The organism is Streptomyces sp. NPDC037271 (assembly GCF_055603605.1).
In genome coordinates this window covers 456,011-469,030 of record NZ_JBVJVN010000002.1, presented here as the reverse complement: position 1 = coordinate 469,030, position 13,020 = coordinate 456,011, and the positions used below count along the sequence as shown (strand labels likewise).

At 70.0% G+C, this 13,020-nt stretch carries 12 protein-coding genes; 1 reads left to right on the top strand and 11 read right to left on the bottom strand.

Going from position 1 to position 13,020, the window contains the following annotated elements; all coding sequences use genetic code 11:
* Window positions 1–44: 44 nt before the first annotated feature.
* On the bottom strand, window positions 45–398 hold the full coding sequence (locus ACZ7G3_RS06735; protein ID WP_470923692.1) for a hypothetical protein: 354 nt from the start codon (window positions 396–398) through the stop codon (window positions 45–47).
* A 294-nt stretch (window positions 399–692) separates the two neighbouring features.
* On the opposite strand from ACZ7G3_RS06735, the gene ACZ7G3_RS06730 reads away from it, so the two are divergent.
* Window positions 693–1,220, top strand: a complete 528-nt coding sequence (locus ACZ7G3_RS06730; RefSeq protein WP_426601498.1) for a universal stress protein — start codon at window positions 693–695, stop codon at window positions 1,218–1,220.
* Between the two features lie 123 nt (window positions 1,221–1,343).
* Here ACZ7G3_RS06730 and glmS read toward each other — a convergent pair whose 3' ends face one another.
* From glmS to ACZ7G3_RS06680, 10 genes are all read right to left on the bottom strand, one after another.
* Window positions 1,344–3,161, bottom strand: a complete 1,818-nt coding sequence (glmS, locus tag ACZ7G3_RS06725; protein WP_426516929.1) for a glutamine--fructose-6-phosphate transaminase (isomerizing) — start codon at window positions 3,159–3,161, stop codon at window positions 1,344–1,346.
* 54 nt (window positions 3,162–3,215) lie between these two features.
* Window positions 3,216–3,473: a hypothetical protein gene (locus tag ACZ7G3_RS06720; RefSeq protein ID WP_399897016.1), complete on the bottom strand. Its 258-nt coding sequence runs from the start codon at window positions 3,471–3,473 to the stop codon at window positions 3,216–3,218.
* Window positions 3,474–3,549: 76 nt separating this feature from the next.
* Window positions 3,550–4,440 (bottom strand): DUF4429 domain-containing protein, encoded by an 891-nt coding sequence (locus tag ACZ7G3_RS06715; protein WP_470923689.1) that lies wholly within the window; start codon window positions 4,438–4,440, stop codon window positions 3,550–3,552.
* A gap of 81 nt (window positions 4,441–4,521) precedes the next feature.
* Window positions 4,522–6,294 (bottom strand): IucA/IucC family protein, encoded by a 1,773-nt coding sequence (locus ACZ7G3_RS06710; RefSeq protein ID WP_470923687.1) that lies wholly within the window; start codon window positions 6,292–6,294, stop codon window positions 4,522–4,524.
* On the bottom strand, window positions 6,291–6,848 hold the full coding sequence (locus ACZ7G3_RS06705; RefSeq protein ID WP_470923685.1) for a GNAT family N-acetyltransferase: 558 nt from the start codon (window positions 6,846–6,848) through the stop codon (window positions 6,291–6,293). Before ACZ7G3_RS06705 ends, ACZ7G3_RS06710 begins: the two co-directional genes overlap by 4 nt.
* The gene (locus tag ACZ7G3_RS06700) at window positions 6,845–8,125 is read right to left on the bottom strand and encodes a lysine N(6)-hydroxylase/L-ornithine N(5)-oxygenase family protein (protein ID WP_470923683.1); all 1,281 of its coding nucleotides are present in this window, start codon (window positions 8,123–8,125) and stop codon (window positions 6,845–6,847) included. The genes ACZ7G3_RS06705 and ACZ7G3_RS06700 overlap by 4 nt, the downstream gene beginning before the upstream one ends.
* Complete coding sequence (gene desA / locus ACZ7G3_RS06695) at window positions 8,109–9,551, bottom strand: lysine decarboxylase DesA (RefSeq protein ID WP_470923681.1); 1,443 nt, start codon at window positions 9,549–9,551, stop codon at window positions 8,109–8,111. Before desA ends, ACZ7G3_RS06700 begins: the two co-directional genes overlap by 17 nt.
* A 219-nt stretch (window positions 9,552–9,770) precedes the next feature.
* The gene (locus ACZ7G3_RS06690; RefSeq protein ID WP_470923679.1) at window positions 9,771–10,646 is read right to left on the bottom strand and encodes a siderophore-interacting protein; all 876 of its coding nucleotides are present in this window, start codon (window positions 10,644–10,646) and stop codon (window positions 9,771–9,773) included.
* Window positions 10,647–10,675: 29 nt separating this feature from the next.
* Window positions 10,676–11,722 carry an ABC transporter substrate-binding protein gene (locus tag ACZ7G3_RS06685; protein ID WP_470923677.1) on the bottom strand — a complete coding sequence of 349 codons (1,047 nt, stop codon included), beginning with the start codon at window positions 11,720–11,722 and terminating at the stop codon, window positions 10,676–10,678.
* 132 nt (window positions 11,723–11,854) lie between these two features.
* Window positions 11,855–13,015 (bottom strand): acyl-CoA dehydrogenase family protein, encoded by a 1,161-nt coding sequence (locus ACZ7G3_RS06680; RefSeq protein ID WP_470923675.1) that lies wholly within the window; start codon window positions 13,013–13,015, stop codon window positions 11,855–11,857.
* Between the last annotated feature and the right edge of the window lie 5 nt (window positions 13,016–13,020).

Sequence of the window (13,020 nt, the reverse complement as noted above, 5' to 3'; positions counted from 1 at the left end):
ATGGAAGTTGGCTGAAAAGAAGCGGACGTGTGCGCGGAAACCGGTCAGTCGACCGGTGTCTTCTGCCCGGCGTGCCGCCCGCCCCTGCGCGCCGGCCGTCCGGCCCGGTGCCGGCGGCCGGCCCGGCCCGCGCAATCGTCGCCGGGCAGCCGGGCCGCGACGCGCTCGGACCGGCGCAGCAGCAGGCGGCAGACGCCGGTGACGGCGGCCAGGCCGAGGGCCGTACCGGCGGTGCCGGCGAAGGAGGTGCCGTACCAGAGGAGCACGACCGGGACGAGGAAGCAGCTGAAGGCCGCCCAGCGGACGAGGTCGGTGACGCCGTCCCGCGGCGGCGCGGCCGGTTCCGGGGCGTCGGGGGTGCCGGACGGCGGATCGGCGGGGCGGTGCGGTCCGGACATGCGTGCTCCCTGGGGCTGGCGGCATGGGGATCAACGCCCGTGCGACGCGTCGGTCACGACGATCACGGACAGTTGAACCCCGTGCAAACCGCCTGTACAGCGCAGCAACCATTGCGTTACGGGCACCCCCTCGGGCATGCTCCGGGGAACCCGCGGCGGACACCGTGCGGGATCCGGGCGAAGGAGGCGTGGCGCCGTACCCTTGGGGGTATGGGCTTGGGAAGATGATTCCCGGACACACAGCTTCGCCGCACACTGTTGTCCCCCACAGAGGATAAAAACGCCGAGACAGCCATGGCCGGTCACGAATTCTTCGAACCCGCGGACCGCAAGCGGCCCGTCGCCGAACCTACGGCGGCCGAGCCCCTGGCGGCCGAAGAGCCACGCCAGTCGTGCGACCCAGCCTTCAAGCACGGTGTCGTCGTCGGCTTCGACGGCTCCACCTCCAGTGAGCGTGCCCTCGCGTACGCCATCGGCATGGCACGCCGGCTCGGCTCGGGCCTGGTCATCGTGCACGTCGCCAACCGGCTGCCCACCACCGTGTGGGCCGGCTGCGAGCCCCCCGTCTTCGTCGACGTACCGGACCACCGCACCGAGGTGCTGGGTCTGGAGCTGGCGTGTGCGGACTATCTCGTCGAAGTGCCCTGGATCCTGGTCGAGCGCGGCGGCGACATCTGCCACGAACTCGAGGAGGTGGGCCGGGAGTACGAGGCGGACGCCATCGTCGTCGGCTCCAGCCACGGCCTGGTGGGCCGCCTCTTCGGCTCCGTCGCCGGCCGGCTCGCCAAGCGGGCGAAGCGGCCCGTGGTGGTCATCCCCTGACACGCCGGACGGCCCCCCGCGTGCCGGTGGCACACGGGGGGCCGCTCTGGAAGCCGAAGCGCTGCCGGCCCTTTGAAGCCCTGCCGGCGTTCTGAATCCCTGCCGGGGTTCTGCTGAGCAGTCCTACTCCACCGTCACCGACTTGGCGAGGTTCCGCGGCTTGTCGATGTCGCGGCCCAGGGCCAGGGCCGTGTGGTAGGCGAGGAGCTGGAGGGGGATGCCCATGAGGATGGGGTCCAGCTCGTCCTCGTTCTTCGGGACGACGATGGTGTGGTCGGCCTTCTCCTGCTCCTGGTGGGCGACGGCGAGGATCTGGCCGCTGCGGGCCTTGATCTCCTCCATGGCCGCACGGTTCTTCTCCAGCAGGTCGTCGTCCGGCACGATCGCGACCGTCGGCAGGGCCGGCTCGATCAGGGCGAGCGGCCCGTGCTTGAGCTCGGAGGCCGGGTAGGCCTCGGCGTGGATGTAGGAGACCTCCTTCAGCTTCAGGGAGGCCTCGCGGGCGACCGGGTAGCCCCGGACACGGCCGATGAAGAGCATCGAGCGGGCGTCGGCGTACTGCGCGGCCAGCTTCTTGACGTCCTCCTCCTGCTCCAGCATCTCGGCGATCTGCGCGGGCAGCTTGCGCAGCCCCTCGATGATCCGCTTGCCGTCGCGGACCGAGAGGTCGCGGGTGCGGCCCAGGTGCAGGGCGAGCAGCGCGAAGGCGACGCAGGTGTTGGTGAAGCACTTGGTGGAGACGACGCAGACCTCGGGGCCGGCGTGCACGTACATGCCGCCGTCGGCCTCGCGGGCGATCGCCGAGCCGACGACGTTGACGATGCCGAGGACGCGGCCGCCCTTGCGCTTCAGCTCCTGCACGGCGGCCAGCACGTCGTACGTCTCGCCGGACTGGGAGACGGCGATGTACAGGGTGTCGGGGTCGACGACCGCGTTGCGGTAGCGGAACTCGGAGGCGGGCTCGGCGTCCGCGGGGATGCGGGCCAGCTCCTCGATCATCTGGGCGCCGATCTGGCCCGCGTGGTACGAGGTGCCGCAGCCGAGGATCTTCACCCGGCGCACGGCACGCGCGTCGCGGGCGTCCAGGTTGAGGCCGCCGAGGTGCACGGTGGAGAAGCGGTCGTCGATCCGGCCGCGCAGGACGCGGTCCACGGCCTCGGCCTGCTCGTGGATCTCCTTGTGCATGTACGTGTCGTGGCCGCCCATGTCGTAGGAGGCGGCTTCCCACTCCACGGTGGTGGGCTCGGACGTGGTCCGGGTGCCCTCGGTGGTGTAGGTGCGGAAGTCGTCGGCCTTGAGGGTGGCCATCTCGCCGTCGTCGAGGGTGACTATCTGGCGGGTGTGGGTGACCAGCGCGGCGATGTCCGAGGCGACGAACATCTCTTTCTCGCCGATGCCGAGGACGACCGGCGAGCCGTTGCGGGCCACGACGATGCGCTCGGGGAAGTCGGCGTGCATCACGGCGATGCCGTACGTGCCCTCGATGACCCGGAGGGTCTCGCGGACCCTGTCCTCGAGCTTGGCGGCCTCGGAGCGGGCGATGAGGTGGACGAGGACCTCGGTGTCGGTCTCGGAGAGGAACTCGACGCCGTCCGCCTCCAGTTTGCGGCGCAGGTCGGCGGCGTTGTCGATGATGCCGTTGTGCACGACGGCGACCTTGTCGTCGGCCGACATGTGCGGGTGGGCGTTCGCGTCGGACGGGGCGCCGTGGGTGGCCCAGCGGGTGTGGGCGATGCCGGTGGTGCCCTTGAAGCGTGCCGGGACCTTGGCCTCCAGGTCGCGGACCCGGCCCTTGGCCTTGACCATCTTCAGGCCGGCCGCCTTCGGGGACGTGACGACGATGCCCGCCGAGTCGTAGCCGCGGTACTCCAGGCGCTGGAGGCCCTCGAGGAGCAGGGGCGCGACGTCACGCTTGCCGATGTATCCGACGATTCCGCACATGTATACGTAAACCTCGTGTCCCTCTTCGGCTTCTCAGCCGTAGACGATGGCTTCTCAGCCGTAGACGATGCGGCGCAGCTGGCGGAGCGAGAGCTCCGGTGGTGCCACCGCCCGGTATTTCAGTTCCGCCTCGATCCGTTCGAAGATCGTCGCGTTCACCAGGCCCTGGGCCTGGAGCTCGCGGTGGCGGCGACGGACGTATTCCTCGGTCGTCTCGTCGAAGTAGGCGAGCACGTCCTGGATCACACGCAGTGCCTCGCCCCGGCTCAGGGGAGTGGACCGCGTCAGGTGATCAACCAGTTCGTCGTGCACCCGGTAGATCCTGGGGTACGGGGGCAGGTTTCGCAAGAAACCTGCCCGATTTCGGGCAGGGTCTGCGTGGCTGTGCCTACATACGCTTCAGTACCGCCTGCTTGGCGAGGCTGAACTCCTTGTCCGTCAGCACCCCGGAGCGGTGCAGTTCGCCCAGCTCCCGCAGCCGCCGCAGCAGCGCGTCGTGGTCGTCCTCGGCGGCGGGGGCCGGGGCGGGCGCCGCCGCGGCCGGCGGGGCGTCCTCCGTCGCCGCACGGGCGGCCGGTGTGGACGGGTGCGGGAGGCGGGCCTGCACGGCGGCGGCGACCAGGGCCATCAGCGGGTCCTTCTTGAAGCCCCACAGCTCCACGGCGTTGGGGTCGTACTTGGGCGGCGCCTTGGTCGGCGCGCCCCGCACGGTGAAGCGGAGGTGGCCGTTCTCCAGGCCGACCGTCGGCTGCCACTCCACCGCGACGATGTCGGCCAGGGGCAGGGTGCGCGGGCCGGCGGCCGACTTGGCGTCCTCTGCCTGCCACTTCCACTCCAGCCGCACCCGCTCGCCGTCGAAGCTCGCGACGCCGTCCCCGGCGGACACCGACAGCGGGACGGAGGGGCCCGGCAGCAGGTAGGAGTCGACCGGACCGGAGGGGACCTGGTCGAGGAGCAGGGCGTTGCGCACCTCGTCCACGACGTACTCGGCGACGCCGTACCGGTCGGACTCCACGGTCAGCTGGTACGGGTCGTGCGGCTCGGTCAGCCGGCCGCCGGTCGCGTGCAGCAGCGGATCGGCGCCGTCCCGCAGGCGCAGCCGCAGCCGCCCGGACTTCTTGCCCTGCTCGAACGATATGCCCGCCAACGCCGCGAGGGGGACGAGCAGTTCACCCAGTTCCCTGCGGATCAGGCTGACGTTCTTGTCCCGTCCGGGGGTCAGCCGCAGGGTGTCGCCGTCGAAGACCCACGTTCCGTCCTTCTGGATGATTTCCGCCATGCGGGGATTGTTCCACCGACGCCCGACGGGCACCCCGGAGGACCGTCTCCGAGGTGCCCGCCCGCTTGCGGGGGCCTTCGCCTACCGGCCCGCTATGGGGTTCTTCAGGTTGCCGATGAGCTGGAGCGCGCCGGACGGGTCGGCGAGGTCCACCATCTGCTTGTTGTCGCGCAGCTGGAGCCGGTTGAGGCAGGACAGCGCGAACTCGGGCGCGAACATGTCGTACCGGCCGAACTTGTCGGCCAGCTCCGGTACCGACTCCTGGTATTCGCGGGTGACCTCCGCGACGGTCCGCCAGAAGTCGTCCTCCTCGACGACGCCCTCCTGCGCGAGGTTCGCGGCGAGGAAGCGGAAGAAGCAGTCGAAGACGTCCGTGAAGACCGACAGGAGCTTCTTGTCCTCGGGCACGTCCACCGCGATGCGGGAGACCTCCGGCGGCAGCACCGCGTCCGGGTCCATCACCGCGATCTCCTCGGCGATGTCCTTGTAGACCGCGCGCTGCACGACCCCGTCCTTCAGGACCAGGATCACGTTCTCGCCGTGCGGCATGTACACCAGGTCGTAGGCGTAGAAGCTGTGCAGCAGCGGGACGAAGTACGCCCGCAGGTAGTGCCGCAGCCACTCGGTGGGCGCGAGCCCCGACCGCTCGATCAGCGCGCCCGCGAAGGAGGCGCCCTCGTGGTCGACGTGGACCAGGGAGGCCATGGTGGCCAGGGTCTCGCCGTCCTGGAGGGAGGACACCGGGCTCTCCCGCCACAGCGCCGCCAGCATCTTGCGGTAGGGCGAGTGGCGGTCGGTGGCCTGCTCGTACTCCAGGTGCCGGTAGCCGACGGCCGCCCGCTCCCGGATGATCGTCAGGCCCGTCGACTTCAGCACCGGGTCGGACTCGATGAGCTGGGCGAGCCAGTCGTTGATGGCCGGGGTCGCTTCCATGTACGCCGCCGACAGGCCGCGCATGAAGCCCATGTTGAGGACGGACAGAGCCGTCTTCACGTAGTGCTTCTCGGGGTGCGCGGTGTTGAAGAAGGTGCGGATGGACTGCTGGGCCAGGTACTCGTCGTCGCCCTCGCCGAGGCAGACCAGGTGCCCGCGGGCGACCTCGGCGGCGAAGGTGACCGTGAGCTTGTTCCACCACTGCCAGGGGTGGACCGGGATGAAGAGGTAGTCGGCCGGGTCCAGGCCGCGGTCGCGCAGGACGCCGTGGAAGCGGTCGACGGTCGCCTCGCCCAGCTCGTCGCGCACGAAGGACTCGTACTCGATCCCGACGCCGGCCGTGAACGCCGCCCGCGAGCGGTGCGCGGCCAGCCACACCAGCCGGACGGGGCTCGCGGTCTCCGGGGCGTACGACAGGTACTCGTGGATGCCGAAGCCGAGGCGGCCGTTGTTGGCGACGAAGCAGGGGTGGCCCTCGGTCATGCCGGTCTCGACGGCCTGGAAGTCGCTCCTCGCCAGCTCGGCCGAGGTGAGCTTCGGCTTGGTGAGCTTGTAGCAGGTGCCGGAGAGGGTGGAGGAGATCTCCTCCAGGTAGACGGGGAGGATCTCGTCGCTCAGGCCCAGGGACTCCTTCAGCTCGATGAAGAAGTCCAGCGCGGCGAGCGGCAGCCCGGTGCCGTCCCGGTGGCGGGTGATCGAGGCGGCGTCCACCTGCCAGTGGTCCAGGGCGCGGACGGTGGCGGTGAAGCGGTACTCGGTCTTGCCGTCGTCGGAGCGGACGACGTACGCGTCACCCGCGGACCGCTCCGGCGTGATCAGCCGCTCGTGCGTGAACTCGGCCAGCGCCTTGCGGATCAGGAGGCGGTTGGCCTGCTCCCAGTGCTCGGGGGTCAGGTGGGCGACGGCGTCGGCGAGGCTCATGCGGACACCGCCTTCTCGAACTGCTCGCGGGTGCAGAAGCTCAGCAACGCCTTCTTCTCCGGCTTCTGGATCTCGCGCTCGGGCACGAATCCGACGGCTGCGTTCAGGGCGTGGACGGCCTTGTTGCCGACGTCCGGCTCGACGACGACGCGGGCGGTCGCCGGGTCGGCGAACAGCTCGGTCATCACGGCGGTGATCACGGCGCGGGTGAAGCCGTGCAGGGGCCGGTCGGTGGGGGCGACCAGGAAGTGCATGCCGACGTCACCCGGCTCCGGCTCGTACAGGCCGGTCAGCTCGCGGTGGGCGGGGTCGTACTTCTCCATCAGGAAGGCGGGGACGCCGTCGTGCAGGCCGATGTACGCGTGGTGGTGCTCGTCGGCGGCTATCTCCATGTAGGCGCGCTCGACGTCGACCAGCTTCGCGTCCTGCATCATCCAGAACGCGGACTTCGGGTGCGTGACCCAGCCGTGCAGCAGGCCGGCGTCCTTCAGCGGGTCGAGGGGGCGGAGGGTGAGGGCGCCGATGCCGGCGACCGTGGGGGTGGTGGTGCTCATGCGCTGAACTCCTGGAACGCGATCGACTTCTCGACCGGGTAGTACTCGGTGCCGAGCAGCTCTCGGATGATGTAGCTGTTGCGATAGGCACCCATGCCCAGATCGGGGCTGGTGATGCTGTGCGTGTGGACACCCGCGTTCTGCAGGAACACGCCGTTGCCGGTGACGTCGACGGCGTAGTTGCGGGCCACGTCGAAGTTGCCCCGGGAGTCGTAGCGCAGCCGGTCCCGGACGGGCTTGAGGAACTCCGGCTCCGCGTACTGGTAGCCGGTGGCCAGGACCAGGCCCTCGGTCTCGATCTCGAAGTCCGTGCCCTGCTCCTCCTGCCGGAAGCCGAGGGTGTACGTGCCGTCGGCGTACCGGGCGCCGGTCAGCGCCGAGTTGGTGAGCAGGCGGGTGGGGACCGGGCCGCCGAGCTTCTTCTGGTAGAGCAGGTCGAAGATCTCGTTGATCAGGTCGCCGTCGATGCCCTTGAACAGGCCCTTCTGCTCGGACATGAGGCGGTAGCGGGTCGGCTCCGGCAGCGCGTGGTAGTAGTCCACGTACTCCGGGGACGTCATCTCCAGCGTGAGCTTCGTGTACTCGAGGGGGAAGAAGCGGGGGGAGCGGGTCACCCAGTTCAGCCGGTAGCCGTGGACGTCGATCTCGCCGAGCAGGTCGTGGTAGATCTCGGCGGCGGACTGGCCGCTGCCGACCAGCGTGATCGACTTCTTCTTCACCAGCTCCGCCCGGTGCTGCACGTAGCGGGAGTTGTGGATGAAGTCGCCGGCCAGGCCGCGGCAGGCGTCCGGGATGTGCGGCGGGGTGCCGGTGCCGAGGACCAGGCGGCGGGCGCGGTAGGTGTCGCCGGAGGTGGTGGCGACGGTGTACAGCTCGTCCGTCCCGTCGTACGTCACCTCGGTGACCGTGGTGGAGAAGCGGACGCTGCTCAGTCTGTTCGCGGCCCAGCGGCAGTAGTCGTCGTACTCGACGCGCAGCGGGTAGAAGTTCTCCCGGATGTAGAACGAGTACAGCCGGCCCTTCTCCTTCAGGTAGTTGAGGAAGGAGTACGGGGAGGTCGGGTCGGCGAGGGTGACCAGGTCCGACATGAACGGGGTCTGGAGGTGGGCGCCGTCCAGAAACATCCCGGCGTGCCACTCGAAGTCCGGCTTGGACTCCAGGAAGACGCCGTTCAGCTCGGCGATGGGCTCGGTCAGGCAGGCCAGTCCGAGGTTGAAGGGGCCGAGGCCGATCCCCACGAAGTCGTACGGGGCACTGGCTTCAGGAAGCGCGGTCAAGGGACTCTCCCAGGTACTGCTCGGCGTGGCCGGCGATCAGGTCGAGGACGGCGGCGATGTCGGCCGTGGTCGTCTCGGGGTTGAGCAGGGTGAACTTCAGGTAGTGGCGCCCGGCCACCTTGGTGCCCGCGACCACGGCGTCGCCGGAGGCGAACAGGGCCTTGCGGGCGTACAGGTTGGCGCGGTCGGTCTCGGCGGGGTCGGTGACGGCCGCCGGTACGTAGCGGAAGACCAGCGTGGACAACGACGGTTCGACGACGACGTCGAAGCGGGGGTCGGCGGCGAGCAGTTTCCAGCCCTCGGCGGCCAGGTCGCACACCTCGTCGAAGAGCTGTCCGATGCCGTCGGCGCCCATCACGCGCAGCGTCATCCACAGTTTGAGCGCGTCGAAGCGGCGGGTGGTCTGGAGGGACTTGTCCACCTGGTTGGGGATACGTTCCTGCACCATGCGGCGCGGGTTGAGGTACTCCGCGTGGTAGGTGGCGTGGCGCAGGGTGGCCACGTCCCGGACCAGCACGGCGGACGAGCTCACCGGCTGGAAGAAGGACTTGTGGTAGTCCACGGTGACCGAGTCGGCCCGCTCGATGCCGGTCAGGCGGTCCCGGTACTTCAGGGAGGCGAGCAGTCCGCAGCCGTAGGCCGCGTCCACGTGCATCCACACGCCGTACTGCTCGCACAGGCCGGCGATCTCCGGCAGCGGGTCGATGGAGCCGAAGTCGGTGGTGCCGCCGGTGGCGACGACGGCCATGGGGACCAGGCCGTCCCGCGCACAGCGCTCCAGTTCGCGGGCGAGGGCGACGGTCTGCATGCGCTTGTCGTGGTCGACGGGGATCGACACGACGGCGTCGGGGCCGAGGCCGAGCAGTTTCGCCGACTTCTTCACGCTGAAGTGGCTGACCTCGGAGGCGAAGACGCGCAGGTCGGCGAGGTTGTCGGTCTTCGCCTCCTCGCGGGCCAGCAGGAGCGCCTGGAGGTTGGACTGGGTGCCGCCGGAGGTGAACACGCCGTCGGCCGCCGCGCCGAGGCCGATGCGGGCGCAGGTCCAGTCGATCAGTTTCCGCTCGATGAGCGTGCCGCCGGCCGACTGGTCCCAGGTGTCCAGGGAGGAGTTGACGGCGGAGAGCACCGCCTCGCCGAGCACGGCCGGTATGACGACCGGGCAGTTGAGGTGGGCGAGGTAGCGGGGGTGGTGGAAGTAGACGGCGTCGCGGAGGTAGACGTCCTCCAGCTCGTCGAGGACCGCGGCCGTGTCGTGCAGCGGCTTGTCGAGGTCGATCTCGTCGATGCGGGGGGAGAGGGCGTCGACCGTGACACCGGTGAACGGGCGGTCGGTGGTGGCGAGTTTGGCGGCCACCCGCTCGACTCCTTCGGTCACGGAGCGGCGGTACTGCTCCGCGGTGGTGTCGTTGAGCAGGTGCGAGCGCATGCGGGGGTCCTCCGGTGGGGACGGTCCGAGAGGGACGGGAGAGGGCGGGGCCCTGGCTTCGACTTAGGTTAGCCTAACCTAATTGACCTTGTTCAAACGCGTGCCTGTACGTGACTGCCGTCACTCACGCCTCATCCGTGCGTCACGGAGGGTGAGTTGGCGCGCTGCGGGGCGTGCGGAGTGTGCGGAGTGCGCGGGGCATGGGGGGTGTGCGGGGCGTCAGCCCTGTTCGCGGAGCTGTTCCTCGGTCAGGCCCTGGCGCCAGTAGCCGACGAAGGTGACGCGGCGGCGGTCGATGCCGCGTTCGCCGACGAAGTGCCGACGGAGCTGCTTGACGCGGCCGGACTCGCCGGCGATCCAGACGTAGGGGTGTCCGGCGGGCGGCAGCTGGGCCGCGCGGAGGGTGGCGAGGGTCGTCCCGGGGCTGCTGCCGGCGTCCTTGACCAGCCAGGTGACCTCGGCGTCCGCCGCGGTCCGGAGGTCCTGCACGTCGTCGGCGTGCGGCACCTCCAGCCAGACCCGGGCGCGGGTGCCGGGCGGCAGCGCCTCGACGATGGCGCAGGCGGCCGGTACGGCGGTCTCGTCGCCCCAGATCACCACCAGGTCGGTGTCCTCGGGCGGCCGGAAGCGGATCGCCCGGTTGTCCGCGACCGCCGGGCCGAGCAGGACGACCCGGTCGCCGGGGGCGGCGCCGGCGGCCCAGCGGGCGGCGGGGCCCGCCTGGACCGGCGACTCCGGCTCGACGCCGTGCAGCTCGACGCCGTGCAGTACGAAGTCGATGTCGATCTCGGTGGTGTGCCCGTCGGCGTCCCGGCGCAGTGCACGGAGTGTGTACGAGCGCATCACCGCCCGGACATCGTCCGGCAGTTCACGCCACCCCTGCCACCATCCGTCTCCCGACTCGACGGGAACGGCGGGCTCCGACTGCCCCGGGTGCGGCAGGAACAGCGACAGGGACTGGTCCTGTCCGTCGGAGTGGAAGGCACGCAGGTCGGGGCCCGCGAAGGTGACCCGGGCCAGGGACGGGCCGAGCCGCCTCGTCCGTACGACCTGGAGGGAGAAGAAACGGAACGGGGCGGCCACGGCCGTCGTCATGGAGGGCTCCGGGAGGGAGGGCGGAAAGGTCAGCCGACCTTCTTGGCGTTCTCGATCGCCTCGGCCAGGTTGTCGAGGAGCGGCGTGCACTTGTCGTAGGACAGGATCGGCTCGGGAGAGCGGGAGATGACCTGGCCGGCCTTGACCGCGGGGAGCTGCTTCCAGGTGCCCTCGGTGATGTCGGCAGGCTGGATGGTGGAGGCGCGGTCGTCCATGATGATGACGTCGGCCGGGTACTTGTCGACGTTCTCCCAGCTCAGGGACTCGAACCAGCCGCCGGTCGCCTTCTTGGCCGCCTCGGAGGGTTCGACGAAGTTCACGCCGAGAGCCTTGAAGTACTCCAGGTCGACGGAGAGGTTGGTGCCGGAGACGTAGAAGAGCTCGGGGCTCGCGGAGCCGGCCAGCACCCTGATCTCGGGCCTGGCCTTCGCGGCGGCGCGCAGCCGGGCCGCGGCCTTCTCGAAGGCGGCCTTGGCGTCGGTGACCTTCTTCGCCTTCATGTCCGCGCCGAGCGACTCGGCCAGCTCCCACATGCGCTGGAGCGGCTGGGTGAGCTGGCGGTCGAACACGGAGATCGCGACGCTCGGGGCGAGCTTGGCGATCTTGTCCTTGGAGTCCTCCGGGACGGACCAGAGGGTGCCCGCGGTGTCGAACGTCGTGGTGACGAGCACTTCGGGGGCGAGGGTGGCGTACTTCTCGATGTTGAGCTTGCCCCACTCGTTGCCGAGCACGGTCACCTTGTCGACGTCGATGTCGCCGGCCTGGACGTCGGGCTTGCCGTCCTTGGTGGTGGTGGGCCCGAACACGCCCTTGACCTGGACGCCGTAGTCCCAGAGGGCGGCGGCGACGCCGGTGAAGGCGACGATGTTCGTCGGGACCTTGTCCAGCTTCACGGTCGTGCCGCGGTCGTCCTTGAAGGACCAGGGGCCGGACTTGGCGGCGGCCGTCCCGTCGTCCGAGCCACCGTTTTTCGCGTCGTCGTCGCCGCAGGCCGTGAGCGCGGCACCGAGACCGAGTGCGCCGCCCGCGGCGAGGATTCCACGGCGGGTCAGGTGGGTAGCGCTGGCGTTGGGCATGGTGTGGCTGCTTTCGAACGGTGCGGAGCCTCCGCGGGACAAGTCGAAGGTAGGTTAGCCTAACCTCAGATCTTGTCCATAGGGCGGGGCTGAGACCTGCCCCGCCCGGACCGCCGGCCGCTGGAAGTGGACCTAGCCGACCAGCCCCAACTCCCGGGCGATCAGCATCCGCTGGACCTCGCTCGTGCCCTCGCCGATCTCCAGGATCTTCGCGTCCCGCCACATGCGGGCCACGGGGTACTCGTTCATGAAGCCGTAGCCGCCGTGGATCTGCGTGGCGTCCCGGGCGTTGTCCACGGCCACCGTCGACGAGTACAGCTTCGCCAGTGCCGCCTCCTTCTTGAACGGCTCGCCGGTCACCAGCCGGGAGGCCGCGTCGCGCCAGGCGAGCCGGGCCGTGTGGGCCTTCATCTCCATGTCGGCGATCTTGAACTGGATGGCCTGGTTGGCGCCGATGGGCCTGCCGAAGGCGTGCCGCTCCTTGGCGTACTTCACCGACTCGTCCACGCAGCCCTGCGCCAGCCCCGTGCCCAGCGCGGCGATGGCGATACGCCCCTCGTCGAGGATGCGCAGGAACTGCGCGTAGCCGCGGCCCTCCTCGCCCAGGAGGTTCGCCGCCGGGACCCGGACGTCGGCGAAGGACAGCTCACGGGTGTCCGACGCGTTCCAGCCGACCTTCGAGTACGGGGCGGCCACCGTGAAGCCCGGGGTGCCGGACGGCACGATGATCGACGAGATCAGCGGACGGCCGTCCGGCTTGCGGCCGGTGACCGCCGTGACCGTCACCAGGCCGGTGATGTCGGTGCCCGAGTTGGTGATGAAGCACTTGGTGCCGTTGATGACCCACTCGTTCGTCGCCTCGTCGAGGCGGGCCGTGGTCCGCGTCGCGCCCGCGTCCGAGCCGCCGTCCGGCTCGGTCAGGCCGAAGGCGCCCAGGATCTCGCCGGAGCACAGCCGGGGCAGCCACGCGCGCTTCTGCTCCTCGGTGCCGAACAGGTGGACCGGCATCGCGCCCAGCGAGACGCCCGCCTCCAGCGTGATCGCCACCGACGAGTCGACGCGGGCCAGCTCCTCCAGGGCGATGCCGAGGGCCAGGTAGTCGCCGCCCATGCCGCCGTACTCCTCCGGGAAGGGCAGGCCGAACAGGCCCATGCGGCCCATCTCGCGGACGATCTCGTACGGGAACTCGTGCCGCTCGTAGAAGTCGCCGATCTTGGGTGCCACGACGTCGTGGGCGAACTCCTCCACCGTGCGGCGGAGTTCCTCGAGTTCGGGGGAGAGCTTGTGGTCCATGGCTG